We start from the raw sequence: 26,774 nt of genomic DNA, 5'->3' as shown, positions 1-26,774 counted from the left end.
CAATGTGGCAACACGCTTGTCACCTCTGGTCATGGTTTTCAAAAATGACTGCCGTCGGTTTATGCATCTGGTGCTTCAATGACTGTCTCAAATCTGGCCATAGAGTTGTGCCCGAGCGTTGTCTCCAATTGCGAAGAGGCTTCGAATGACAGCTCCGACGGCTCGGATGATGGCTCCATCGATGCGGTTCTGAACGCAGCGCGAGCGCACATGCCGGATATCGCCTGGGCGGCCTACGCAGCAGGTGAGCTCAAATGCTTGCTGGGTCAGGGGGATGACCGCGTTGTATGGCCGGGGCATATCGCGCTAGAGGACTTCGATGCATTCTGTGATCAGTTGCAGCTTTACCGCCGCATCGCCGGTCATGGGGAAGGCGCGCTGGGCTGGGTGCTGGCACCGATGGCCGAGAAAGATCATCCGCAACTTTTGGAACTGGCCAGCAGGCTGGGTGCGTTGTTGCAGACGGCTGCATTGATCAGGGCACAGAATACCCAGAAGACGCTTTATGAAATCAGCCTTCTGGCAAGCTCGCCGCTTGATCGTGGTGCCTTTCTGCAAGGTATCCATCAGCAACTGGGCACGCTGGTCTATGCCGAAAACTTTTACGTGGCGTTATACGACGCACAGTGCGGCAAGATCACCTACCCCTATTACATCGACCGTTTCGATGACGAAGCGATGGCCCCCGAGACGTTCGAGTTCATCGATCCTCAGCGGATCTCCCTGACCGGGTATGTACTGAGTACAGGCCAGCCCTTGTTTCTTCATGCTTCGTGCATCGAACTGGCTGCAAATGAGGGCCGTTTTTTCTGCTACGGACGTCTCCCCGAGTTCTGGATGGGCGTTCCGTTGAAAAACGCCTCGGATGAAGTGTTCGGCATGGTGGCGATGCAGGTGTATGACGTGGCTCGTGTGTACAGCGCCCAGGACCGGGCACTGTTCGCGGTTGTCTCGCGCTATGTCGCCATGGCCCTGGAGCGTCTGCTGCGACGCAACGATCTGGAGCAGATGGTGGCACTGCGCACGCAGCAGCTCTGCGCAGCCAACGATGCGCTCAGGCAGGAAGTGAAGGACCGGGAGCGCGCCGAGCATTTGCAGAATGCGCTGTTCCAGATTGCCGAGCTTTCCAGTCAGCCTGGCGACATGAACGAGCTGTTCCACAGCCTGCACATGATCGTCGGTGAATTGCTGGTTGCACTGAATTTCTACATCGCGCTTTACGACAGCACCACAGGCGAGGTGACGTTTCCGTATTACATCGACGAATACCGACCTGTACCGCCTCGCTCCCGGCGCGGGCAGCGAGGCTTCACGGAGTATGTGATCGGTCAGCGGCGACCTTGCCTTATCGATTACCAAGATGCCCGCAGGCTCGAAAGCCTCGGAGAGATCGAAGTACAGAAGGACCCGACGCCCTCTTTTTCCTGGCTGGGCATCCCCTTGTTCGATGGCGATCAGGTGCGTGGTGTGCTGGTGGTCCAGAGCTACTCGAAGGACGTCAGCTATACCCAGCGCGATCAGGAGCTTTTGACATTTGTATCCCGCCATATCGATACCGCATTGTCCCGCCGCAATGCGGCAGAAGCCATCCATACGGCCAATCTGCGCCTCGAAGCACGGGTGCGCGACAGGACCCGCGAGCTCGATCAGGCCAATGCCAGGCTGCAATATGAAAACGCCCACGACTCGTTGACCGGGCTGCCCAATCGCAGTCATCTGCAGTATCGCCTCAAGCAGGCCTGGCAGGAATTCTGCCTGAGCGGCCAGCAGTTGAGTGTCATGTTCATTGATCTGGATCGTTTCAAGATGATCAATGACAGTCTTGGTCATCACTGCGGTGACATTCTGCTGATTCAGGCGGCCGAGCGGTTGCGCAGTTGCATGCGCGAGGGTGATTTGCTCGCGCGGCTGGGCGGTGACGAGTTTGCGGTACTGAGCATCGATGCGCCGCTGCAGACCGGCATTGACATCGCGCAACGCATTCTGAGCGCGTTCGAACAGCCGTTCGTGATTGACGACCACACGGTTTTTTCTTCCTGCAGCATTGGCGTCGTGGGCGCCGACAGCCAGTTCCATCAAGAGCCGGCGGACCTTCTGCGCGATGCCGATACGGCCATGTATAGGGTCAAGAATGGCGGACGTGACAGCTTCGCGGTGTTCAATCAGGCACTGCGCCGAGAGGTTCTTGACCAGGTCGAGCAGGAAGGTGCACTGCGCACCGCGCTGAAATGCACGGATCAGTTGATCCCTTATTTTCAGCCAATTGTCTGCGTCAAAACCGGGCAATTGCGAGCGCTCGAGGCTTTGATTCGCTGGCGCACACCCGATGGCCAGATCATCGCGCCGGAGAGTTTTCTGCCTGCACTGGAGGGCCTGCGCCTGATCGGACGTCTCGACCTCTACATGCTCAAGCAGGTCATCACCATTCTGGCGCAGCCGGAAAACAGCCATTGGCCGCCTGTACACGTGAACTGTTCCAGCTACAGCATCACCCGGCCAACCTTCTCGGCCGAAGTTCTGGCGATGCTTGCCGAGCACGGGGTAGCCCCTCGGCGTTTGTGTCTGGAGCTGACCGAGGGCGCTCTGGTAGCTGATCCGGATCAGGCACGGCTGTCGATGAAGCTGCTGGCAGAGCAGGGCATGTCGGTCATGCTGGATGATTTCGGTGCTGGTTTCTCGTCCCTCAGCTACGTGCATCAGTACCATTTCAGCGGTTTGAAAATCGACAAGTCATTTATTTTTGGATTGGTTTCGAGCGTGCGCAGCCGGGCCATCGTCCGCGCTATCGTGCGCATGGCTGAATCCCTTGACCTGGCAGTGGTTGCCGAAGGCGTCGAAGACCTTGAAACCCTGGAGTTGCTACGCGAAATCGGCGCCGCGCAAGCCCAGGGCTACTACTTCTCTGCACCAATGCCCATCGGGCAACTGAAATTCGACGCGGTCGGCGAATCGGACTGACAACGTTGTTTTCCCGGCGAAGGCTTGCCGCAGTCGGCAAGTTACACCCGGTTTTTGACGGTCGGCGTGCTGTGTCTTCAAATCAAGATCAATGAAATCAAGCGGTTGATGGTTTATTGCACACTTGGCACTGGACTTGCTGTTGAACTTGCGCAGCATGTTCATCAAGAGGTGAAGAAATGATTATTGGCACTAGTGCGCTTGAGCAACTTGTTTCCCGAGCGGTCGTCGGGCGCAAGACCGTGGATGAGGTGTCTCAGGATGCTTTCAGCGCGGTTGCCTCCGCTGGCCTGAGTTCAGGTCCGGCACCGGTCGTTGCGCAAGCCAGCGATACAGCATCGCAGGACAGCAAGCAGGACAACAATGGTTACAACGAATCCTTTGCCCGGATGATGATCAACCTGAAGTCTGCCGGTGATACGTCACTGTCGGAGAAGACGGGAGACCGCGATAACGGGTTCATCGGTTCAGTGGCCAACGCCGCCAGCGCCTCTGACACGGCATCGACGGATTCGGTACAACAGAAATTCATGGATTCTCTGAAGCAGACAGCCGAAGAGAAAGTGCGCGAGAAGCTGACGGGCGTCACCCAGAAAAACTACGACGCCATGACGCCACAGGACCAACTGGCCATCGACCAGAAAGTCCAGGACGCGCTCAAGGACAAGCAGAATGATGTTGCTGATGATATCAATACGCGCATCAGAGGTATCAAGGCCGGCATGGTGGCCTGACAGCCACTGAACTCAGTGGCTTGTCCGGCAGCTGTGATGGCCGTTTCGTAAGTAAGCTCACTCCCATAATCCGAGTGTCCAGTCTGTAAGGAGAGGGTTCTGGCCTTCTCGACTGGAATGCTCTGTCAATGTGGCAGTGAGCGTGGTCACCAAGACTATCGTCCATGCACCACAGCTGAAGCGGATGCATGGCGGTAGCGTTTAATAAGCCATTTCAACCCAACTGATGCCGATACGGCAGGTCCGGGCCTACTTTCGTGCAGGTCAGCGCGGCTGCACCGACGGCAAACTCCAGCATCTCGCCCAGCATTTCTCTAGACAGAGTCGCCAGACCCTCTGGCGTGTCCAGCTGTCTTTCGCTCAAAAATGTCAGCAGGGCGGCCTGGAACGTGTCTCCGGCACCGACGGTATCGGCCGTCACCACGGTTTTGGCCGGTACCGACCAGGTGCCGTGCTGGCGGGTAAAGACGCTGGCGCCTTGAGTGCCGCGTGTGACGATCACCAGTTGCGTGCGCTTGCCAAGCCAGCCCTCGGCGATCTGCTGTGGGTCGCTTTCCGGATACAGCAGGTGTAAATCTTCGTCGCTTACCTTGATCAAGTGAGCGTGCTCGGCAAACAGGGCAATCTGGCTGCGCCAGCGCTGGATATCCGGCGCAGGGTTAAGACGTACGTTGGGGTCTAGGGAAATAAGGCGCGTAGAGCTTTCGCGAGCCACCAGTGCCAGCAATGTGTCGGCAATCGGCTGCACCACCAACGAGAACGAACCCACATGAATTGCGCGTATGTGTTCGTTCATTTCAGGCAAGTGTTCCATGCGCAACTGCCGGTCCGCACAACCGTCACCGCGGAAGCTGTAAGTGGGCGAGCCATCATTGCCCACTGCAACCATCGCCAGCGTAGTGGGCGAGTCGAAATCGACCAAATTGGCGGTGTCGACCGTTTCCTCCTCAAGCACCGCGCGCAGACGGCGGCCCAGGTAGTCGGTGGAGATCCCGGCAAAAAACGTTGCTTCCACGCCCAGACGGCGCAAGCCGATGGCAACGTTGAACGGTGAGCCACCGGCTATCGCGTCAAACCCCAGCCTGTTGAGCGAGCTGCCGTCGTCAGCGCGGGTGAAAATATCGAACAGTGCTTCGCCGCAAACCAGAAACATAAGTGCTCCATGAAAAAGTACAGGGGTCAGATGTTACGTACTTGTGCCTGATAAGACTGGTAGACCTGCTGGTACGCGGCCACATTGCGCGCAACGGGGTGGGTCTCGCTGGCCTGATCAAGACTCACACAGCGCTCACATATCTGTTGCAGTTCCAGGGTCTTGCCGCTGGCCTTCGACCAGCACCAGGCGGCCTGGATCGCAGCACCCAGCGCCGCCGCTTCCGAGTGGTCGGTGCAGATCACCGGTGTGTCCATGATGTCTGCCACTATCTGACGCCATACGCCACTTTTCGAACCGCCGCCAATCAGGCGGATCTTTTCGCTGCGTATGCCGCTGTCGCGGAGCAGGTCCAGCCCGTAGCGAAGACCGAAGGTGGTGCCTTCGACCACCGCCCTGCACAGGTTGGCCTGGGTCAGGTTGGTACTGTCCAGCCCGACGATACTGCCAGTGGCGTCGGGCAGGGCAGGTACGCGTTCGCCGTTGAGGAAGGGCAATACCAGCACGCCTTCAGCGCCGATCGGGGCACTGGCGATTTTCTGGTTGAACTCAGTGATGCTCAGCGCGAACAGCTCGCGGAAGGCAGTTGTTGCGTTGGTGAGGTTCATGGTGCAGATCAATGGCAGCCAGCCGCCGGATGACGAACAGAACGTCGCGACAGATTGATGCTCACTGACCTGCGCCTGATCGGCATAGGCATACAGGGTGCCTGACGATCCGAGGCTCATGGTGATCAGCCCCGGCTGAATATTGCCGGTGCCGATTGCGCCCATCATGTTGTCGCCACCGCCACTGGAAACCAGCGCGTCCGGATTGAGCCCCAGCAATCGGGCGATCTCGGGGCGCAGGGTGCCAACCGGCTGATCAGCTTCGATCAGTGGCGGCAGAGCCTTGCCCAGACGCCCGCTCGGGTCGATATGGGCCAACAGTGGCAAGTCCCATTCACGCGTACGTACGTTGAAATAGCCTGTGCCCGACGCATCGCCATATTCGGTACAGCTGCGCCCGGTCAACCAGTAGTTAAGGTAGTCGTGGGGCAGTAACACCTTGTCGATGCGCTCGAACACGTGCGGATGCTGCTCTTTGCTCCAGAGCAGCTTGGATACGGTGTAGCCCGGAGCAATCACCAGACCCAGACGGTCCAGCGAGCCTTGTGCTCCGCCCAGATAATCCAGCAGGCGCTGGTTTTCGGGAGCGGTTTCGGTGTCACACCATAATTTGGCCGGACGCAACACCTGCCCTTGATCATCAAGCAGCACCAGACCATGTTGTTGGCCGGACACACCGATGGCCTGAATCTGCTGCCCGGAAACATCGGCAAGGGCCAGTGCCTCGCGGACGGCCTGTTGCAGCGCATCCAGCCATTGCTGCACGTCCTGCTCGCGGCGGCCATTATGGTCGCTTATCAGGCTGTGTGGCGCCGAGCCTTCGCCCAGTACCTTGCCGCTTTCGGCATCAAGCACCAGCGCCTTGGTGCCTTGGGTGCCGCAGTCGATTCCAAGAAACATGGTGTGTCCCTCAGTGCCCTTTGGCGAGAAGTTTTTCCAGAGTGCCGCTGACACCCAGTTCGCGCAGATTATTGACGTTTTGCTCGAACGCCGCCACGAATTCGGCCGATTGAGGAATGGCCAGACCGAATATTTCTTCAACGCTCAACAAGCGCTGGGTGATCAGGGCGTCGTCAGCGACCAGCGCCTGACAGAACTCGGCGCGCGGATCGGGAATCCGGTAAACCGCCCCATTTTCGTCAACGCCCTTCAGATACAGCGTCCACGCAGCTACCACCAGCGAAGCACGTTCAAGGTTGCCTTGGTCGACGATCAGGCGATTGATCGTGGGGATGGTGAATTTGGGGAATTTCGACGAGCCGTCCGAGCAGACCCGCTCCAGTTGGTCGGCAATGGCCTGATTGGAAAAACGCTCGATCAGCGTGTCCTTGTAGCCTTCCAGATCGATGCCGGGCACCGAGGCCAGCTGTGGCGTCACGTCCAGGTCCATATAGGCGCGAATGTAGCGGACGAACAGCGGGTCGTTCATGGTTTCGTGGACGAAACGATAGCCTTTCAGAAAGCCCAGATAGGTCAGGGCGAGGTGGCTGCCATTGAGCAGCTTGATCTTCATTTCCTCATAAGGCGTCACGTCATCGGTGAACTGCACGCCGACTTTTTCCCAGGCCGGGCGACCGTTGACGAACTTGTCTTCCAGTACCCACTGCACGAACGGTTCACAGACCACGGGCCAGGCATCGTCGATGTGCTTCTCGTCGGCCAGCTGCAGCCGGTGTGCCGCGCTGGTCATGGGCGTGATGCGATCAACCATCGCGTTGGGGAAACTTACGTTTGCAGCGATCCAGTCATGCAGATCGGCATCGCGCAACGCGGCAAAGGCCAGCAGTGCCTTGCGGGCCACCGCGCCGTTATGCGGCAGGTTATCGCAGGACATCAGGGTGAAGGCCGGCGTGCCTTCGGCGCGCCGGCGTGCCAGCGCTGCACAGAGAAAACCGAAAACCGTCGCCGGTTGCTCCGGGTTCGCCAGATCATGCTGAATCTGCGGCAGGTGGGCCATGAACTGACCGTTGCTGTCGTCGATGCAATAACCGCCTTCGGTGATCGTCAGCGAGACGATGCGGATGTCCGGGCTGGTCAGCTTGTCGATCAGCGCCTGCGGGCTGTCTTCGGCCAGCAGCATGCCGCTGATCGAAGCAATGATGCGGGTTTTGGTGTCCGGCGTGTCGCCCAGCTCATAGAGCGTGTACAGGTAGTCCTGCTCCGCCAGTGCGTCCCGAACCGCTTTGTCTTCGGGGCGCAGGCCCACGCCACAGATACCCCAGTCGAAACCTTCGCCGCTGTTCATCAGGGCATCGGTATAAAACGCCTGATGCGCCCGATGAAAACCGCCGACGCCGATGTGGGCGATCCCTTGACGGGTGTTCTCCACGGCATAGTCAGGCAGGGCGATGTCTGCATCGAGTCGCGACAGATTGTTCTTGTTCAGTTTCATGAAAGGCTCTCCGGAACTCAGGCGGCGGCAGTCTGCAGGGCCTTGGCAATGACCAGGCCCTGAGCGTCGAACAGGTGGCAATGGGCGCTGTCCAGGTGCAGGTTCAGCGTTTCGCCGTACTGGCTTGCCAGATCACCGCGAATACGCAGGGTCAACGGCTCGCCGGAATGGGTGCGCACGTGGCAATAAGTATCACTGCCGAGACGTTCGCTGACATCGGCGATGACCTGCAGCTGGCAATCGCCGTTCTGGGCCAGGTTCAGGTGTTCCGGACGAATACCCAGGGTAACTGGCGCGCCGACGCTCTGGCCTGTGGCATTGACCGGCAGGTTGATACGGGTGCCGGCGTCGAGTTCTACCTCGCAGCTGGCGCTGTCGACACGGCTGATCTTGCCTTTGAGGAAGCCCATCTTCGGCGTGCCGAGAAAACCGGCGACGAACAGGTTGGCCGGGTGGTGATACAGCTCCAGAGGCGAGCCGACCTGCTCGACCTTGCCGCCATTGAGCACCACCACTTTGTCTGCCAGTGTCATGGCTTCGACCTGATCGTGCGTGACGTAGATCATCGTGGCCTGCAATTCCTTGTGCAGGCGCGACAATTCGAGGCGGGTCTGTACACGCAGCGCGGCGTCGAGGTTGGACAGTGGCTCGTCGAACAGGAAGATCTTTGGGTTGCGCACGATGGCCCGCCCGATGGCGACGCGCTGACGTTGTCCGCCTGACAGTTGCTTGGGTTTGCGCTCCAGCAGCGGGCCGAGCTCGAGAATGCGTGCGGCCTCATCGACCTTCTTCTTGATCTCGGCCTTGTCGCCGCCGGCAAGGTCCAGCGCGAACGACAGGTTCTTGCCGACGGTCATGTGCGGGTACAGCGCGTAGGTCTGGAACACCATCGCCAGGTCGCGCTTGGCCGGGGTGACCTGGGTGATATCGCGGCCATCGAGTTCTATGGTGCCGGAGGTGACCTCTTCAAGCCCGGCGATGAGCCGCAGCAGGGTGGATTTGCCACAGCCCGACGGCCCGACGAAGACGACGAATTCGCGGTCCTTCACGTCCAGGTCGATACCTTTGATGATCTGGTGACCGTCAAAGCCTTTTTGCAGGTTTCGGATGCTCAGGTTAGCCATTTTGGACTCCTTTTTATTCTTTGGGTCGGGGCTATTTGACAGCGCCGAACGACAGGCCGCGAACCAGTTGTTTTTGACTGATCCAGCCGAAAATCAGGATGGGAGCACACGCCAGGGTCGACACCGCCGAAAGCTTGGCCCAGAACAGCCCTTCAGGACTGGAGTAGGAGGCGATCAGTGCGGTAAGCGGTGCAGCGGCAGACGAGGTGAGGTTCAGCGACCAGAACGCCTCGTTCCAGCACAGGATCAGTGAAAGCAGCGCGGTGGATGCCAGACCGCCCTTGCAGATCGGCATCAGCACGCGAAAGATTTCCTGGCGGGTGCTGGCGCCGTCCAGCCTTGAGGCTTCGAGAATTTCGCCGGGTATGTCCTTGAAATAGGTGTAGATCATCCAGACCACAATCGGCAGGTTGATCAGCGTGTAGATAATGATCAGCGCCAGCCGGGAGTCCAGCAGGCCGAAGGTCTTGGCCAGCAGGTAGATCGGCATCAGCACGCCCACAGGCGGCAGCATCTTGGTCGAGAGCATCCACAGCAGGGTGCTTTTGGTGCGTTTGGTCTCGAAAAAAGCCATCGAGTAGGCCGCCGGGATGGCGATCAGCATCGCCAGGGCAGTGGCGCTGAACGAGATCAGTACCGAGTTCCAGGCGAAGTGGAAATAATCGCTGCGCTCCTGAATGTGCAGGTAGTTTTCCAGGGTCGGGGTAAAGAACAGCTGCGGCGGCGTCGCGAAGGCGTCGATCTCGGTCTTGAAACTGGTCAGAACCATCCAGAAGATCGGAAAGAACACCAGCGCGGCGATGAGCCAGGACAGGGTTCCAAGCAACAGGCTTTGCAGACGGCGGGACTGTTTGAGAGTCATCATGGCAAGGTCCTCATGACTTGTCGGTGAGGTTTTTGCCGATCATCCGGATCAGGATGATCGCCGCTATGTTGGCAATGACGACGGCAATCAAACCGCCCGCCGAGGCCATGCCGACGTCGAATTGCAGCAGTGCCTGGATATAGATCAGGTACGCCAGGTTGGTCGAGGCAAAGCCCGGCCCGCCGTTGGTGGTAGTGAAGATTTCGGCGAACACCGAGAGCAGGAAAATCGTTTCGATCATCACCACCACCGCAATAGGACGAGCCAGATGCGGCAGGGTCAGGTGCCAGAAGATCGCAAGCGGGCCGGCACCGTCCAGACGCGCTGCTTCTTTTTGCTCCTGGTCCAGCGACTGCATGGCAGTCATCAGGATGAGGATCGCGAATGGCAGCCACTGCCAGGACACAATGATGATGATCGACAGCATCGGGTAGTGGGCGAACCAGTCAATAGGTTGCGCGCCGAAGAACTTCCACACGGCCGCAAGTACCCCGGAAACCGGGTGAAAAATCAGGTTTTTCCAGATCAGCGCACTGACTGTCGGCATGATAAAGAAAGGCGAGATAAGCAGTACGCGGACGATACCTCTGCCAAAAAACTCGCTGGCTTCGAGCAGGGCCGAGATCAGCACGCCGAGGATCACACTGATCGCCAGCACGCTGCCGACCAGCAGCAGGGTATTGCCTGCACCCGGGAGGAAACCGCTGTCAGTCACAAAATATTGAAAGTTTTCCAGCCCGACGAATTCATTTTCGCCGGGTGATAAAAGGTTGTAACGGATCAGCGAGAAGTAGATGGTCATGCCCAGTGGCACAATCATCCATACCAGCAGTAGCGCTACCGAAGGGCTGACCAGAAACCAGCCCGGTTTGAATCGACGGTTTTTAATCGGGGGCTGAGCGCCGGACACGTCCGTGCGTTCAGGGGAGGCTGAGGTAGTCATTGGGAGCTCCGAACCGGATTGCACCAGAGGGGTTGCGCAGTTGAGCCTCAGGGTGAACGCGTTGGCGTTCACCCTGATGCAAGGCGATTACTTCTTCGGGTAACCGGCTCGTTTCATGTCCCGCTCGGTGGCGGTCTGCGCATTTTTCAACGCCTGGTCCACTGTCGACTGACCGATCAGCGCAGCAGAGAATTGCTGGCCGACACTGGTGCCGATTGCCTGGAACTCAGGAATGGTCACCAACTGGATGCCGACGTAAGGCACAGGTTTGAGCGTCGGTGACTTGGGGTCAGCTGCTTTCAACGATTCCAGGGTGATGTTGGCAAACGGCGCCGCTTTTTTGTATTCGTCAGTGTAGGTCGAGGCTCGGGTGCCTGGCGGTACATTGGACACGCCGTCGGTGTCGGCAACCAGCTTGGCGTACTCTTTCGATGTTGCCCACTGAGTGAATGTCTTCGCGTCATCGGTATTTTTGGCGCTTGTCGGGATCGCCAGCGACCACGAGTACAGCCATGCCGAGCCCTTGTCGGTGACTTCGTGAGGTGCATAGGTGAAGCCAACGTCGTCGGCTACCTTGCTTTGCTTCTTGTCGGTCACGAACGAACCGGCAACGCTGGCATCGACCCAGATTGCACATTTGCCGCTGTTGAACAGCGCGAGGTTTTCGTTGAAGCCGTTGCTCGAGGCGCCCGGCGGGCCAGATTGTTTCATGGTGTTGACGTAGAAGTTCAGAGCGTCCTTCCATTCCGGTTGGTCGAACTGCGGTTTCCACTGCTCATCAAACCAGCGCGCGCCGTAAGCGTTGCCCAGAGTAGTGATCAGCGCCATGTTCTCGCCCCAGCCAGCCTTGCCACGCAGGCAGAGGCCATACTGCTCCTTGGATTTGTCGGTCAGCTTGCCGGCAAACTCGGCAATCTGGGTCCAGGTCGGGCGCTCAGGCATGGTCAGGCCTGCGGCTTTGAACAGGTCCTTGCGGTAGTAGGTGATCGACGCTTCGGCGTAGAACGGCAGTGCGAACAGTTTGCCGTCCACTGACAGACCGTCGCGCACTGACGGGAAGACATCGTCCAGCGCATAGCTGGCAGGCAGGTCTTTCATTTCCTGCAGCCAGCCTTTCTGCCCCCAGAGTGAGGCTTCGTACATACCGATGGTCAATACATCGAACTGGCCGCCTTTGGTGGCGATGTCTGTGGTCAGACGCTGACGCAGCACGTTTTCTTCAAGTACCACCCACTTGAGCTTGATATCCGGATGGGCTTTTTCGAATTCGCCGGACAGACGTTGCATGCGGATCATGTCGCTGTTGTTGACGGTAGCGATGGTCACGTCACCGGCCGTGGCGCCGCCGCTGAACACAAAGCAGGTGCTGAGGACGGAACTGGCGAGCAGAAGTTTTGCTGGGGTCTTCATTGATCACTCCTCTTCCACGCTCGGTGAGCGGCAGAAGGACGGTTATTGTTTTTTTCTCTTCCGGAGGTGAGGAAGATGTGGACTGATTACAACGGCGTTCTGGTTTAAAGACAAATCCTGCGCAGCACTCTGACTGATACTTTTTTGCACTGAGCTGATAAACGGCTTCAATCCTCAACCGCCCTCCGGCAAGCGTTGGCGCAATCGGAGCCTAGACGACGTGGGCGAAAGCAGGGCGAATCAGTACAGGTTTTGTTCGGTGAGGCGCTGAACGGCGAGACGGCGATAGTGCGACGGCGTCATTCCTTTGAGCTGTTGAAAGCGTCTGTTGAAGTTGGAAATGTTATTGAAGCCTGACTCGAAGCACACATCAGTGACCGGTTTTTCGCCATCGGCGAGCAACTCGCAGGACTTGCTGATACGCAGGCGATTGACGAACTCTACAAAACTGCGCCCTGTGGCCTGTTTGAATACTCTGGAAAAATAAGTGGGTTTCATCCCCAGGTATTCGGCGACCTCTTCCAGCGGCAGTTCGCGGCCATAATGCGCAAAGATATAATCCACTGCGCGGTTGGTGCGATCGACGCTGTGTTCGTCGGCGGTATGGGCGACGGCCGTTCCTGACAGCAGTTGGTAATCGTCACTGGCTGCGAGCAGCTCCAGCAGTATGAAAAAGTGCCCCAGGCGGGTAACACCGCGTGAGTCGGCGATTTTCTGCATTTGCCTCATGGCTTGGCGAATTGTGCGCTTGCAGCGAAATTCGATGCCGTAGCGTGCCCGATCCAGCAGCGGGTTGAGGGTCTTGAGCTCGGCAAATACCTGGTTGCCGCTTTCCAGGAGTTCGTCGGTGAAGTTGACCAGCATGTCGCGTTTGGGCACTACCTGCCCCTCGTCGATCTGGCTGATCCAGTTGTGCGGAAGGTTGGGGCCGGTCAGAAACAGGCTCGCGGGGTTGAAGTTGCCGATGTAATCGCCAACGAAGACTTTGCCGGAGCTGGCAACAATCAAGTGCAGCTCATACTCCTTGTGAAAGTGCCAGCGTACCAGCGGGCACGGGAAACCGTGTTCGCGATAAATGATCGACAGGCCGTTGTGGTCGTCCATCAATTCGTAGGAGGGGTCTGCGATTCTTGTTGTTTTACTCATGGCCGGGTCGTGTTCAGCAATTGCCAGAGCCGTAATGTGCCTGATTTTTTGCTTCCATGCCCGATCGTTGCCAAAAATCGCCTACGATCACACCTCTGACATGATTTGCCACACTGGAGCCGTCGTTCGATGAAACAGATCCTGCTAATCGGCATGGGTGCCGGCGATCCCGAGCAGATCACCCTGCAGGCGGTTACAGCGCTGAATCGTGCCGAGGTTATCTTCATTCTCGACAAGGGCTATGCCGACGATGAGCTGCTGCGGCTGCGAAAGGCGCTGTGCCAACGCTATATCACCCACCAGCGCTATCGGTTGGTTCAGGTTCAGGACCCTCGACGCGAGAACGATCCGCAGGTCTACGAGCGGGGAGTGGACCAGTGGCATGAGCAACGCGCTGCGCTGTTCGAGCGATTGCTGAGCGATGAACTGGGTGACGATCAGGTCGGCGCGTTTCTGGTCTGGGGCGATCCGTCCCTGTACGACAGCACCATGCGTATCCTTGACCGAGTCCTGACGCGGGGCGGGGTTGTGTTCGATTATCAGGTGATTCCCGGTATAACCAGTGTCCAGAGCCTGGTGGCAAGACACCGGATACCGCTCAATCGCATTGGCGAGCCGATTCACATCACCACGGGGCGCCGCTTGGCCACAGACCCGCTGACGCAACCTGCCAACGTCGTGGTGATGCTGGACGCGCATTGCACCTTCGAACGCTACATCGGGCAGGGCCTGGATATTTACTGGGGCGCGTACCTGGGCACAGCTGACGAGATACTGGTGGCGGGCAGGCTCGATGAGGTCTGCGAACAGATCCAGCGGCTACGCGCCGAAGCGCGCGGGCGCAAGGGGTGGATCATGGACACGTATCTGTTGCGCAAGCCGGCCTAGTGTGGTGTTTCAGAAATACCACACCAGGCTGTATGTAAAGGGCGGCGTTCAGTAACGCCGCGCAAAACAGGCCAGGCCTCACTTCAGCTGTTAACGACCTTTTTTAACCAGTCTGGCCTTCGCTGGCCGGCGTTTCGGGCAGCGCCTGAGTCGGGCTTTCGTCCCTGACCCGATTCTTGGCCTCGATCCACTGCGCCATGTATTTGGTGCTCTTGTGGTGGTGATGCCGAAGCATGCTGCCCGTGAAGTTTGCCAGGCGGTGGGCTGGCAGGCGGTCGAGCAGGGCGAGGATGCGCGCTACCAGGCTGTCGCAATGTGGCCGGTGCTGAAACCGCGTCTGCAGCAGCGTTCGACCAGCGTCTTGTGCTTCAAACCAGAGCTCCTGATCCTGATAAAGCCTGACGGCAGCCGCCGCAATGCTTTCGGGGCTGTCGGCAATCAGTCCCGGCCAGGGCAAGCCTCCGCTCATGGCTTCGGCGCCAATCGGGGTGGTGACTGATGGCGTTCCGCACAGCATGGCGTCCATCAGCTTACCCTTTATCCCGGCACCAAAGCGCAGCGGCGCCAGGCAGACGCGCGCATTGGACATGACGTCGAGCGCATCCTCCGCCCAGTGCTTCACATGAAAACCCTGCGCGGCCTTGTGCAGGGCAGCTGCCTTGGGTGGGGTGTAGGCGCCGTAGATGTGCAATTGCGCGTCTGGCAATTGTTGTCGGATCAACGGCCAGATCGCCGTTTTCATCCACAGTACGGCGTCCCAGTTAGGCGCATGCCGAAAGTTGCCGATACTGAGAAAGTGCGCGCGCTCGGCGAAGGGCCTGAAGCCGTCCGGTACGCTATCGATCATCAGTGGGCACCAGTGCAGCAGCGAAGCGGGCACTCCGAACTCGCTGGTCAGCAGCTCAATCTCGACATCTGATGTCATCAGGTTCAAGTCGCAGCGGAACAGCGAGGCGACCTCGCGCTGCGCCAGGTCAGTCGCAGCAATCAGCGGGAAAAGCCTGTCGTGCGAGTGTTCAAAGACATCGCGCAGATTGTCGGGTGCATCCTTGATCATCTGATGCCTGGCGTGGCGCAGGCTCTGAAAGTCCGAAGTTTCAAGAATGCGCAGGGCGTCCGGGCATTGCTGCTCGACGCGCCAGCCAAACTGTTCCTCGATCATGAACTGGTCAAACAGCACAATGTCCGGCTGTAATTCGCCGACAAAGACATCAAAGCTGCTGCTGTTGAGTTCTATGTGAACTTCACGAATGCCCAGGCTGACCAGATCGGCGCGGTGTTCGCCTTCAGTGGCCGGGCTGGCAAAGGTGATCTGCCAGCCCTGTTCGAGAAAACACTGGATCAATTGCATCATGTGTCCGCTGGCTGCCGACGAGCGGGGCTCTGGCCAGACGTAGCCGATGATCAATAAGCGGGTTACGCCGTTTGCGTCGTCACGATGAGTAATAGCGTTGATATCAGACAAGAATGCTTTTTACCTTGTCACGCAACTGATCGATGGAGAATGGCTTGCCAATCGAGTGCATGCCCGGCGGGACGTCGATATTCTCGGAATAGCCGCTGGCAAACAAAACGGGCAACGCGGGGCGCAGTTCGACGATCTTTTTCGCCAGCACTGTGCCTTTCATATCAGGCAGCCCTTGGTCTGTCATCAGCAGGTCGATGTGATTATTTTCCAAGGTGGCAATAGCCAGGGCGGATTCGGCATTTTCTGCCTCCAGCACCTTGTAATTCAGCTCTTCGAGCACATCGACAATCAGCATGCGCACAATGGCGTCGTCCTCGACAACGAGAATGGTGCTGCCTGTGTCCGGCATGGTTGACTCCTTAATAAAGAAAGCTGAAAAAATGGCAGAACAGACGTTGCAGGAGTGACCTGTATCCTGCTTTGGGGCTCAGCATACCTGAGCACGGTCTGTCCGCTGGCAATACAGTCTATGCATCAGTAAATAAACAATGAGTGAAGTTCAATTCATACGCAAACTCGAGCTCAAGGCATTGATCCACGGTGCAATTGTCAGACGTGCAAGGCGTGCGCAAGCTTATCGCCGATTTATGAGAGAAATTTCAATCCTGTGTGTCAGAAATAAGAGTGTTTTTTGCCGCTTTACGGCAAACTCTATGGTTTTGATCCATTTGCCAGGGATATTTCATGAATAGGACGTCAGCCGTTGATGAGCAGCGCTTTCGTAAATTGCTGGGACGTAACGTTGGTTTGCCATTGGGTGTTGGCGTACTGAGCGCTGTCTTCTTCATTTTGCTGATCAGCTATCTGCTGTCGGCCATACAGTGGGTCGAACACACGGACCGTGTGATCAACAACACCAATCGCTCCATGAAACTGTCGATAGACATGGAAACCGGCATGCGCGGCTTCCTGCTGACCGGGGATCAGCATTTTCTCGATCCTTATGAGGTGGCCAAGCCATTGTTGCAGGCCGAGCTGGACAGCCTGATGACGCTGGTAGAGGACAACCCCACGCAACTCGACCGGTTCCGGCGTCTGTCTACCCTGCAGCAGGAATGGAACGCTTTTGCGCAGGACATGATCGATCTGCGGCGCACCAACGGCGATTACCAGACGCCGGTGCTGGCCGGACGTGGCAAGCGAATTACTGACCAGATCCGTACCGAGTACGACCAGGCAGTGGAGATGGAACAGCAGCTTCGCCTGACCCGCAATGCCGAGGTCACGCGCAGTACCATTCTTTCAGTGGTTTTGTACCTGATCTTCGTGGTCATTGTCAGTGCGATTCTCGCCTATATAGGCCGCCGTGACTTGCTGTCGCTCTCGACCACCTACAGCGAAAACCTCAGGCTGCAGGAACTCAATTCCGAGCGCTTGCAGAAAGTTGCCTGGTTGCGCAACGGCCAAAGCGAGCTGGCCGAGCAAGTGCTGGGGCAACTGACGCTGAACATGCTGGGCCGGAATATTCTGCAGTTTCTGACCCATTTTCTGGGCGCTTCGGTTGCTGCGGTATACATCAGGCAGGATCACGGAGGCCTGACCCGGGTGGCTGCGTATGGTTTTTCGCGTGAGCAGGAAGAGCGCAACCAGACCATCCACAGCGACGAAGGGATCGTTGGGCAAGCCGCCCGACAGGGCCGGATCATCACGCTGAATGAATTACCGGACGATTATTTCAAGGTCGCCTCTGGCCTGGGCGAAGGTTCGCCGCGTGCCGTAGCGGTTATACCGACCAGCAATGACGATCAGGTCAATGGCGTTATAGAACTGGGTTTCCTGCGCCCTCTGACCGAACGGGATGTCGAATTTCTCGAATTGGTGTCGGACAACATCGGCACCTCGATCGAAGCCGCTCGCTACCGTCAGCGCCTGCAGGAAGTACTGGCTGAAACCCAGCAGCTCAATGAAGAGCTGCAAGTGCAGCAAGAAGAACTGCGCACCGCCAACGAAGAGCTTGAAGAGCAATCACGCATTCTCAAGGAATCTCAGGCTCACCTGGAAACCCAGCAGGCCGAACTGGAGCAGACCAACGAACAACTGGCCGAGCAGAGCCAGGCGCTGTCCGATCAGCGTGACGCCCTGGACCGCAATAATGAAGAGCTGAATATCGCCCAGGCCGAGTTGCAGGCCAGGGCTGACGAGTTGCAGCGTTCCAGCAAGTACAAGTCCGAGTTCCTTGCCAACATGTCCCACGAGCTGCGCACGCCGCTCAACAGTTCGCTGATTCTTGCCAAATTGCTGGCCGAGAACCCGAGCGAGAATCTGACTGCAGAACAGGTCAAGTTTGCCGAATCGATCTATTCGGCGGGTAACGATCTGCTGAACCTGATCAACGATATTCTGGACATATCCAAGGTTGAAGCCGGCAAGCTTGAAGTGCGTCCGGAAAACAGCAGTGTGTCGCGCCTAGTGGAAGGGCTGCGCAACATGTTTCAGCCGTTGGCGACGGAGAAGAAACTGGCGTTTACCGTCGACATCCAGGCGGGTGCGCCGACCATGTTGTTTACTGATCGCCAGCGCCTCGAGCAGATCCTCAAGAACCTGCTGTCCAATGCCATCAAATTCACCGAGGCCGGCGCCGTCAGCATGGTCGTTTCGCGCCAGCCGGGCGCAGGGATCGTGTTCTCTGTGCGAGATTCCGGTATCGGGATCGCCGAGGAGCATCAGCAGGGGATTTTCGAAGCATTCCGCCAGGCCGACGGCACCACCAACCGCCGCTATGGCGGCACCGGGCTGGGCTTGTCGATTTCCCGCGATCTGGCAGCGCTGTTGGGTGGGTCGATCAGCGTGACCAGCGCGCCTGGGCAGGGCAGCATCTTTACGCTGGTGCTGCCAGAGCAATATCTCGAACAAGGCCCTCAGCCGTCGGGAAGCGATCCTGTCATTGCTGCCTCGACTTCCGTACCGCCTCTGCCGGTGATTGCTGCGCCTGTCGTTGCGCAGCCAGTGCCGGTGGAGATACCCGTGGCTGTGTTTGACGATGACCGTGACAAAGCGCCATTCGAGCGTCGCTGCATACTGGTTATCGAAGATGAAGTACGTTTCGCGCAGATCCTCTTCGATCTGGCCCACGAGCTCGGTTACGACTGCCTGGTTGCGCATGCTGCGGACGACGGTTTCAACCTGGCCGCACGGTATACGCCCGATGCGATCCTGCTGGACATGGGCCTGCCAGACCATTCCGGGTTGACGGTGCTGCAACGCCTCAAGGAACTGGCGCCGACGCGTCATATTCCGGTGCATGTGATATCCGTCGAGGACCGCCAGGAGGCCGCTTTGCACATGGGCGCGATAGGCTATGCCGTCAAACCGACGACCCGTGAAGAGCTCAAGGACGTCTTTGCCAAGCTTGAGGCCAAGCTGACCCAGAAGGTCAAACGCATCCTGCTGGTCGAGGACGACGCGTTGCAGCGCGACAGCATTGCGCGTCTGATCGGTGACGATGACATTGAAATCACTGCTGTAGGGTTCGCTCAGGAGGCCCTGGATCTGCTGCGTGAGCATGTTTATGACTGCATGATCATCGACTTGAAGTTGCCTGACATGCTTGGCAATGAATTGCTCAAGCGCATGTCCACCGAAGACATTCGTTCCTTCCCCCCGGTGATCGTCTACACCGGGCGCAACATGACGCGTGATGAAGAAGCCGAGCTGATGAAGTACTCGCGCTCGATCATCATCAAGGGCGCACGCTCACCGGAGCGGCTGCTCGACGAGGTCACGCTGTTCCTGCACAAGGTCGAGTCGCAACTGTCCAGTGAACGTCAGAAAATGCTCAAGACAGCACGCAGTCGTGACAAGGTATTCGAGGCGCGCAAGATCCTGGTGGTCGATGACGACGTGCGAAACATCTTTGCCCTGACCAGTGCCCTGGAGCACAAGGGTGCTGTGGTGGAAATCGCTCGTAATGGCCTGGAAGCGATTGCTCGCCTTAATGAAGTCGAGGACATTGATCTGGTGCTGATGGACGTAATGATGCCGGAAATGGACGGTTACGAAGCAACCATCGAGATTCGCAAGGACCCGCGCTGGCGCAAACTGCCGATCATCGCTGTTACGGCAAAAGCCATGAAAGATGACCAAGAACGTTGCCTGCAGGCGGGTTCCAATGACTACCTGGCCAAACCTATTGATCTGGATCGGCTATTCTCGCTGATTCGCGTCTGGTTGCCGAAGATGGAGCGCATCTGAGTGAGTGCACGCCAAATGCTCAGCCTTGACGACCGCTGTGGGCGGCATCATGCAACTTGACCGAAACGCGGAGATCGAGGTGCGCCTGCTGATCGAGGCGATCTACCTTAAATACAGCTATGATTTTCGCGATTATTCAGGCGCGTCGGTCAAGCGTCGCGTGATTCATGCGTTGCGCCACTTTGATTGCGCAACTATTTCCGCCCTGCAGGAACGTGTGCTGCACGAACCCGCCGCGTTCATGCAGTTGTTGCAGATACTCACTATTCCTGTGAGCGAGATGTTTCGTGATCCGTTGCACTTTCTGGCCATTCGCAAAGAGGTTGTACCTGTCTTGCGCACTTATCCGTCGATCAAAGTATGGATAGCCGGTTGCAGCACCGGCGAAGAAGTCTATTCGACGGCTATTCTGTTGCGCGAGGAAGGGTTGCTGGACCGGACTATTATCTATGCGACCGATATCAACCCGACTTCTCTGGAAAAGGCCAAGCAGGGTATTTTCTCCATGGACAACCTGCGCGATTACACCGAGAACTATCGCCGCTCAGGTGGGCAACGTCAGTTCGCCGATTACTACACGTCGGCTTACGATCATGTGATATTTGATAAAACCTTGTGCGAGAACGTGACGTTTGCCGATCACAGTCTGGCGACAGATAGTGTATTCTCCGAAACCCAGTTCATATCCTGCCGTAACGTGCTGATTTACTTCAATAAAAAGTTGCAGGATCGAGCGCTTGGGTTGTTTCATGAATCGTTGTGTCATCGCGGCTTTCTGGCGCTTGGCAGTAAGGAAACCGTGGATTTCTCCGCCTATGGAGACGCATTCGAGACGTTGGTAAAACCGGAGCGCATTTACCGAAAATTATGAAAGCCACGTTTGCTGAAGTTTCGTCTCCTGGCGATCTGCCGATTGTCGATGCCATTGTTGTGGGTGCGTCTGCAGGTGGTGTGGAGGCGCTGCTGAAAATATTCAGTGGGCTGCGGCCGGGTTTCAGTCTGCCGATTCTGACGGTACTGCATGTGCCTGATGACCGTCGCAGCCAGTTGGCCGAAGTCTTTCAGAATCGTCTGTCGATCCCGGTCAAGGAAGCTGATGACAAAGAGAATATCGTACCGGGCACGCTGTATTTCGCGCCTTCGGGGTATCACCTCTCAGTAGAGTCCGATCGCTCTCTGTCATTGAGCCAGGAGGATCGGGTGTTTTATTCAAGGCCCAGTATCGACATTCTGTTCAGTTCGGCAGCTGATGCCTATGACTCGAAGCTGGCGGGTATCTTGCTGACAGGCGCCAACAGCGACGGTGCGCGAGGTTTGACGCAGATCAAGAGCTATGGTGGTTTCACGGTGATTCAGGATCCTTTGCAGGCTCAGGCATCTACCATGCCCGAAGCAGCCTTGGCGTTGCATCTGCCGGATTATCTTCTCTCCCTGACCGATATCGGTCGCTTGCTGGTCGAGCTGGAAAAAACCGCATGTTAAGTGAAATTCAGGCAAAACTGCTCATCGTCGACGATTTGCCGGAAAACCTGCTTGCCCTTGAAGCGCTGATCAAGCGTGGGGACAGAGAGGTGTACAAGGCGTTGTCGGCAGATGAAGCGTTGTCACTGCTGCTGCAACACGAGTTTGCTCTGGCGATCCTGGATGTTCAGATGCCTGGCATGAACGGATTCGAGCTGGCCGAAATGATGCGCAGCACCGAAAAGACTAAAAACATTCCAATCGTGTTTGTCAGTGCGGCCGGTCGTGAGCTCAATTATGCCTTCAAGGGGTATGAGAGCGGTGCCGTGGACTTTCTGCACAAGCCACTGGATATTCATGCGGTCAAGAGCAAGGTCAACGTATTCGTTGATTTGTATCGGCAGCGCAAAGCCGTAAAGCTGCAGGTCGAAGAACTCGAGCGCAGCCGACAGGAGCAGGAAGCACTGCTCAAGCGTCTGCAAGCGACACAGGGCGAACTGGAACATGCCATCCGCATGCGTGACGACTTCATGTCGATCGTCTCCCACGAGGTACGTACGCCGCTCAACGGGCTGATTCTCGAAACCCAGCTGCGCAAGTTGCATCTGGCCAAGGATAACGAAGCGGCCTTCACCATGGAAAAACTGCGCGGGATGGTGGATCGCGACGAACGACAGATTCAAAGTCTTATCCGCCTGATAGAAGACATGCTCGACGTCTCGCGCATCCGTACCGGGAAACTTTCCATAAGGCCCAGCGCATTTGACCTGAGCGAGCTGCTGAATCAGTTGCTGGAAAGCTTCGCCGCTCAGATTGCCTCTGTCGGCTCGTCCATCACGCTGTTTGCCGATGAGCCGGTTATTGGGGTCTGGGACGAGTTTCGCATCGAGCAGGTGGTTGCCAATCTATTGACCAATGCCCTGCGTTACGGCGCGCGCAAGCCCATCGAAGTTCATGTTGGCAGCCGTGGCAGTGAGGCATTCATAGAGGTCAGGGACCAGGGGATCGGCATCACGGCTGAGAACCAGAAGCGTATCTTCCAGCAATTCGAGAGGGTTTCGAGTGGTCATGCGGTTGCCGGGCTAGGTCTTGGGCTGTTTATTTCCGAACAGATCGTGATAGCTCATGGCGGTCGTATCGAAGTGGAAAGCGAGGAGGGCAAGGGCTCGACCTTCCGTATCTGTCTCCCTTTATGAGACGCTGCCGAGGATGATAGCCACTGGCAATCAAGTTTAATCGCAGGTCGGCGCAACCTCCTATGCATGCCGTGGTCGTAATGGCAGCTATCTATAAGATCGAAGGCAGTTCAATGAGCGCTGATGCAGAAAACGTCGTACTAATCGTCGAAGACGAACCTCTTATCCTGATGTTGCTGGCCGATTATCTGGCGGGTGAGGGGTATCGTGTCCTGCAGGCCGAGAACGGTGAGCAGGCCTTCGAGATTTTGGCCACCAAGCCACATCTCGACCTGATGATTACGGATTATCGCTTGCCGGGTGGTGTCTCTGGAGTGCAGATAGCCGAGCCTGCCGTGATGCTGCGGCCTGAGCTGAAGGTCATTTTCATCAGTGGCTACCCGGCAGAAATTCTGGATTCCGGAAGCCCAATTGCGCTGAAAGCGCCGATCCTGGCCAAACCGTTCACCATGGAAACCCTGCAATCGCAGATTCAGGCCCTGCTGGCCTGACCATGCAGCGTTCAGTCGGATGGATGAACGCCTAAAGCCTGACCACCTCTCTGGCCTCGATCATTTCACGGACTTTCGAGGTCAGGTGGTCGAAGGCGAAGGGTTTGGTAATCAGCTGCATGCCAGTCTCCAGGAAGCCTCCGCGCACCGCAGCATGTTCCGCATACCCGGTAATGAACAAGACTTTGAGCTCTGGTCGCAGTTGCCTGGCAATATCCGCCAATTGCCGACCGTTCATGCCAGGCAGGCCTACGTCACTGATCAGCAGATCGATTCGTTGGCCTGATTCAAGTATCGGCACGGCGCTCATTGCCTCGCCGGCCTCTATGTAGAGGTAACCCAGTTCACTGAGCACTTCGCTGACCAGCGCCCGTACGGCGGGGTCGTCCTCGACGATAAGCACCGTTTCGCCATCTTCGGCGCAGATTGCATTGCTCTGAAAGCTTTGTTCTGTTTCATCGGCGGCGCCCTGGAAGCGAGGCAGAAACAGCTGCACGGTCGTGCCGTGACCAACTTCGCTGCTGATCGAGACGTGCCCATGTGACTGTTTGCTGAAGCCGTAGATCATCGACAGACCGAGGCCCGTGCCTTGACCAATGGGTTTGGTGGTGAAGAACGGATCGAACGCGCGGTTGATGACTGTCTCAGGCATGCCGCAGCCGTTGTCGCTGACACTCAGTACCACATAGTCGCCCGGCAGCAGGTTTTCGTGGGCGTTGGTGAAGGATTTGTCCAATTGCTGATTGAAGGTTTCGACCACCAGCGTGCCGCCGTCAGGCATGGCATCGCGGGCATTGAGCACCAGGTTGAGCAAGGCGTTTTCCAGCTGGTTTGGATCTGCTTCGGCGGTCCACAGATCATTGGCCAGACGTAACTGCAAATGGATGCTTTCATTGACGCTGCGCTGCAGCAGCTCGTCCATGGAATCCACCAGCTGGTTCATCTCGACCGGCTTGGAATCCAGCGACTGGCGGCGCGAAAACGCCAGCAAGCGGTGGGTGAGCGCTGCAGCACGGTTCGCCGAAGTCACGCCCAGATCAATCAGGCTGTCCAGGTCCTCGATGCGTCCACGTGCGACACGTCTTCTGATCAGCTCCAGGCTGCCGATGATACCGGTCAGCATGTTATTGAAATCGTGGGCAATCCCGCCAGTCAGCTGGCCGACAGCTTCCATTTTCTGCGACTGGCGCAGAATCTCTTCTTTGTGGCGCAACTGCGAAGTGCGCTCTTCGACCTGTTGTTCGAGCGTCTCGTTAAGGCGGCGCAGCTGCGACTCAGCCTGTTTGCGTTCGGTAATGTCCGATGTCACCCCAGCCATCGACGCCACCAGACCGTTCTTGCCGCGAATCGCGCGGGCTCGCACGTCCACCCAGCTCAGTGATCCGTCAGGCCATACATTGCGGTATTCGATGATGAAATCGACGCCAGTGTCCAGGCTGCGCTGGAGCGCCGATTGCATTCTGGGTTGATCTTCGAAGTAGACAGCGGCGAGCCAGTCGTCGTAGCTGAAATCACTCTGTTCGTCACGGCCGTAGTGGGATTTGGTGATTGCCGAGCAGGTAAGCCTGAGACCTTGTGCTTCGAGCTGCCAGGACCCCAGTCTGCCGGCTTTTAGTGCGTTTTGCAGGCGACCCTCACTTTCATGAAGGTCTTCCATGCGAGCCCGGGCTTCGTATTGACGCCTGCGGCCGCGCACCGCGGTCGTCACCAGGCTTACCAGCGTTGTCGGGTGGAAGGGACGCTCCAGAAAGGTCACGTTGCCTAAAAGATTGCCCATGCGCGCGGGCGGAACATGATCCACCTGGGCATGATGGGTCAGTAGCACGATAGGCAGGTCAGACCAGGCGGGCTGAATGCTCAACAGCTCCAGAAACGGGTTGAGGTCACCCGCACGCAGGGCTTCGTCGGCAATGATCACAACGCCGGCGCCTGCAGCCAGTTCTCGGACCAGATGCTCAAGGTCATTGACGACGAAAGCGGGAAAGCCGGCTTCACCCAGAATTCGCAGCGCGATCTGACCGTCCCGGCCCCTCGGCGCCAGGATGATCGAACGCTCCGATACCTGCCCCGGGGTATTCACAGCCCTTTATCCGCCAACAAAGGTTCATGCCCGCCGTGATAAGTCGGAATACCGCGCAATACACCCTGGAAAGCTTCAAGCGGCTCGCCGATCGTCAAGCCGGTGGAGCCGATACGGTATTCGCGAATGGTCGACTCGTGAGTACCAGTACGCTTTTTGATGACGGAAATGGCTCGTCGCACTTGGCCCATCGCTTCGAAGTAGCGCAGAAGGATGACGCTGTCGGCAAGGTAAGTGATGTCCACCGGCGAGCGCATATCGCCTACCAGCCCGTGCTGCGCAACCGTCATGAAGGTCGATGCCCCCAGGCGGTTGAGATACAGCAACAGCTCGTGCATATGCAGAACAAGGGCGCTTTCTTCCGGCATTGCCGCTTGATAACCGTTGATGCTGTCGATGATCACGGTCTTGATATGTTTACTGTCCACCGCACTTCGCACTCGATGCGCGAATTCGCCAGGAGACAGCTCTGCGGCGTCAACCTGTTCGATGACCAGGTTACCGGTGTCCTGCAGCGCACGCAGGTCGATCCCGAGCTTGAGCATGCGCTCGAACAGCAAGCCCAGTTCTTCATCGAATATGAAAAGCCCGACTCGCTCACCGCGCGCCACGGCCTGAACTGCGAAGACCAGTGAAATAAGCGATTTACCGGTGCCTGAAGGGCCGAGAATCAACGTGCTCGAGCCGCTTTCTATGCCACCGCCGAGCAATTTATCCAGCTCTGCGATGCCACTGCTCACTTGAGTCCGCGCATAGGTAGAGCGGTGTTCGGCCGCGACCAGGCGTGGAAACACATGAATGCCGTCTTCGGCGATAGTGAAATCGTGGTAGCCGCCCCGGTATTTCTGACCGCGATATTTGACTATCTTCAGGCGTCTGCGCTCCGCGCCATACACCGGCGTCACGCACTCAAGACGGATGACACCGTGGGCAACGCTGTGGACGGTTTTGTCGAGCGCTTCGGTGGTCAGGTCGTCCAGCAACAGCACAGTGGCGTTGTAGCGCGTGAAGTAATGCTTGATTGACAGAATCTGCCTTCTGTAGCGCAGCGAACTTTGCGCCAGGAGGCGGATTTCCGACAGGCTGTCAATTACCACACGGGAAGGTTTGACTCGCTCTACCACTTCAAATATGTGGCGAGTTGCTTCACCCAGCTCCAGATCGGAAGAGTAGAGCAGGCTTTGCTGATGATCGGCATCGATCAGGCTTTCGGGCGGCGTCAGTTCAAAGATATTGATCTGCTCGTCAAGCTCCCAGCCGTGAGAGGCGGCTCCCGAGCGAAGCTCTTTTTCGGTTTCGGACAGGGTGATGTATAGCGAAATCTCGCCTGCCGCAGCGCCTGCCTGCAAAAACTGCAGCGCTATTGTTGTCTTGCCGGTTCCGGGTTCTCCTTCAAGAAGGAAAACATGACTGCGTGAAAGACCCCCCGCGAGGATGTCATCCAGACCTTCAATCCCGGTTGCCGCTTTTGACGTATTCAAGTATCGCCCTCTAGTAACCTGTATAGGTTTTGATAGTACTTAACTCTGGACCACTGCAAGTTCCCAGCGTTCAGCCTGATTGAAGCCAGCTGCCAGCATAGGACGCATTCAAACGAGGTGACCAGTCAGCCAATCCGATGCGGTTACAGTTCATCGGCTGCTGTTGCTATAGTCCTGAGCCTGAA

At 57.4% G+C, this 26,774-nt stretch carries 20 protein-coding genes; 8 read left to right on the top strand and 12 right to left on the bottom strand.

Annotated features, from left to right (window positions below):
• Positions 1–78: 78 nt before the first annotated feature.
• A complete protein-coding gene (locus I9H09_RS13465) occupies positions 79–2,958 on the top strand; it encodes a bifunctional diguanylate cyclase/phosphodiesterase (RefSeq protein ID WP_236502340.1) in 2,880 nt (959 codons plus the stop codon).
• 179 nt (positions 2,959–3,137) lie between these two features.
• Positions 3,138–3,692: a hypothetical protein gene (locus I9H09_RS13460; RefSeq protein WP_005892989.1), complete on the top strand. Its 555-nt coding sequence runs from the start codon at positions 3,138–3,140 to the stop codon at positions 3,690–3,692.
• A gap of 214 nt (positions 3,693–3,906) precedes the next feature.
• Here the strand turns inward: I9H09_RS13460 and I9H09_RS13455 are convergent, their stop codons facing one another.
• From I9H09_RS13455 to I9H09_RS13420, 8 genes are all read right to left on the bottom strand, one after another.
• Positions 3,907–4,845 carry a carbohydrate kinase family protein gene (locus tag I9H09_RS13455; RefSeq protein ID WP_024690011.1) on the bottom strand — a complete coding sequence of 313 codons (939 nt, stop codon included), beginning with the start codon at positions 4,843–4,845 and terminating at the stop codon, positions 3,907–3,909.
• A gap of 26 nt (positions 4,846–4,871) precedes the next feature.
• Entirely contained in the window at positions 4,872–6,353 is a 1,482-nt protein-coding gene (gene xylB, locus I9H09_RS13450) for a xylulokinase (RefSeq protein ID WP_024670600.1), read from the bottom strand.
• A 10-nt stretch (positions 6,354–6,363) separates the two neighbouring features.
• The gene (locus I9H09_RS13445; RefSeq protein ID WP_122346421.1) at positions 6,364–7,845 is read right to left on the bottom strand and encodes a mannitol dehydrogenase family protein; all 1,482 of its coding nucleotides are present in this window, start codon (positions 7,843–7,845) and stop codon (positions 6,364–6,366) included.
• Positions 7,846–7,862: 17 nt separating this feature from the next.
• Positions 7,863–8,969, bottom strand: coding sequence for an ABC transporter ATP-binding protein (locus tag I9H09_RS13440; RefSeq protein WP_005892984.1), 1,107 nt, complete (start codon positions 8,967–8,969; stop codon positions 7,863–7,865).
• Positions 8,970–9,000: 31 nt separating this feature from the next.
• The gene (locus I9H09_RS13435) at positions 9,001–9,834 is read right to left on the bottom strand and encodes a carbohydrate ABC transporter permease (protein ID WP_005892983.1); all 834 of its coding nucleotides are present in this window, start codon (positions 9,832–9,834) and stop codon (positions 9,001–9,003) included.
• A 10-nt stretch (positions 9,835–9,844) separates the two neighbouring features.
• A complete protein-coding gene (locus I9H09_RS13430) occupies positions 9,845–10,777 on the bottom strand; it encodes a carbohydrate ABC transporter permease (RefSeq protein ID WP_024671462.1) in 933 nt (310 codons plus the stop codon).
• An 87-nt stretch (positions 10,778–10,864) separates the two neighbouring features.
• Positions 10,865–12,073, bottom strand: coding sequence for an ABC transporter substrate-binding protein (locus tag I9H09_RS13425; RefSeq protein ID WP_371903712.1), 1,209 nt, complete (start codon positions 12,071–12,073; stop codon positions 10,865–10,867).
• A 354-nt stretch (positions 12,074–12,427) separates the two neighbouring features.
• Complete coding sequence (locus I9H09_RS13420) at positions 12,428–13,333, bottom strand: AraC family transcriptional regulator (RefSeq protein ID WP_122324252.1); 906 nt, start codon at positions 13,331–13,333, stop codon at positions 12,428–12,430.
• Between the two features lie 129 nt (positions 13,334–13,462).
• Between I9H09_RS13420 and cobF the strand changes: the two genes are divergently transcribed.
• Positions 13,463–14,221, top strand: coding sequence for a precorrin-6A synthase (deacetylating) (cobF, locus tag I9H09_RS13415; RefSeq protein ID WP_122312789.1), 759 nt, complete (start codon positions 13,463–13,465; stop codon positions 14,219–14,221).
• Between the two features lie 103 nt (positions 14,222–14,324).
• On the opposite strand, the gene I9H09_RS13410 is transcribed toward cobF, so the two are convergent.
• Complete coding sequence (locus tag I9H09_RS13410) at positions 14,325–15,686, bottom strand: glycosyltransferase family 4 protein (RefSeq protein ID WP_183142387.1); 1,362 nt, start codon at positions 15,684–15,686, stop codon at positions 14,325–14,327.
• Positions 15,679–16,038 carry a response regulator gene (locus I9H09_RS13405; protein WP_024690016.1) on the bottom strand — a complete coding sequence of 120 codons (360 nt, stop codon included), beginning with the start codon at positions 16,036–16,038 and terminating at the stop codon, positions 15,679–15,681. The genes I9H09_RS13410 and I9H09_RS13405 overlap by 8 nt, the downstream gene beginning before the upstream one ends.
• Before the next feature lie 335 nt (positions 16,039–16,373).
• Here I9H09_RS13405 and I9H09_RS13400 point away from each other — a divergent pair, with 335 nt between their 5' ends.
• The 5 genes from I9H09_RS13400 to I9H09_RS13380 all read left to right on the top strand — a co-directional run bounded on the left by I9H09_RS13400 (position 16,374) and on the right by I9H09_RS13380 (position 23,028).
• Entirely contained in the window at positions 16,374–19,880 is a 3,507-nt protein-coding gene (locus tag I9H09_RS13400; protein WP_236502341.1) for a response regulator, read from the top strand.
• A gap of 49 nt (positions 19,881–19,929) precedes the next feature.
• Positions 19,930–20,751, top strand: coding sequence for a CheR family methyltransferase (locus I9H09_RS13395; RefSeq protein ID WP_005892974.1), 822 nt, complete (start codon positions 19,930–19,932; stop codon positions 20,749–20,751).
• Complete coding sequence (locus tag I9H09_RS13390; protein ID WP_122324255.1) at positions 20,748–21,362, top strand: chemotaxis protein CheB; 615 nt, start codon at positions 20,748–20,750, stop codon at positions 21,360–21,362. Before I9H09_RS13395 ends, I9H09_RS13390 begins: the two co-directional genes overlap by 4 nt.
• Entirely contained in the window at positions 21,356–22,537 is a 1,182-nt protein-coding gene (locus I9H09_RS13385; RefSeq protein ID WP_024671469.1) for a hybrid sensor histidine kinase/response regulator, read from the top strand. Before I9H09_RS13390 ends, I9H09_RS13385 begins: the two co-directional genes overlap by 7 nt.
• Positions 22,538–22,650: 113 nt before the next feature.
• Entirely contained in the window at positions 22,651–23,028 is a 378-nt protein-coding gene (locus I9H09_RS13380) for a response regulator (RefSeq protein ID WP_005892966.1), read from the top strand.
• A 31-nt stretch (positions 23,029–23,059) separates the two neighbouring features.
• Here I9H09_RS13380 and I9H09_RS13375 read toward each other — a convergent pair whose 3' ends face one another.
• Together I9H09_RS13375 and I9H09_RS13370 are read right to left on the bottom strand one after the other, a co-directional pair.
• The gene (locus tag I9H09_RS13375) at positions 23,060–25,108 is read right to left on the bottom strand and encodes a hybrid sensor histidine kinase/response regulator (protein ID WP_054989220.1); all 2,049 of its coding nucleotides are present in this window, start codon (positions 25,106–25,108) and stop codon (positions 23,060–23,062) included.
• Positions 25,105–26,589 carry an ATPase domain-containing protein gene (locus tag I9H09_RS13370; protein WP_005892963.1) on the bottom strand — a complete coding sequence of 495 codons (1,485 nt, stop codon included), beginning with the start codon at positions 26,587–26,589 and terminating at the stop codon, positions 25,105–25,107. The genes I9H09_RS13375 and I9H09_RS13370 overlap by 4 nt, the downstream gene beginning before the upstream one ends.
• Positions 26,590–26,774: the final 185 nt, after the last annotated feature.

The sequence above is a fragment of the Pseudomonas tremae genome (genome assembly GCF_023278125.1).
In the GTDB taxonomy this organism is placed as follows: Bacteria; Pseudomonadota; Gammaproteobacteria; order Pseudomonadales; family Pseudomonadaceae; genus Aquipseudomonas; species Aquipseudomonas tremae.
This window is presented reverse-complemented; position numbering and strand designations above follow the sequence as displayed.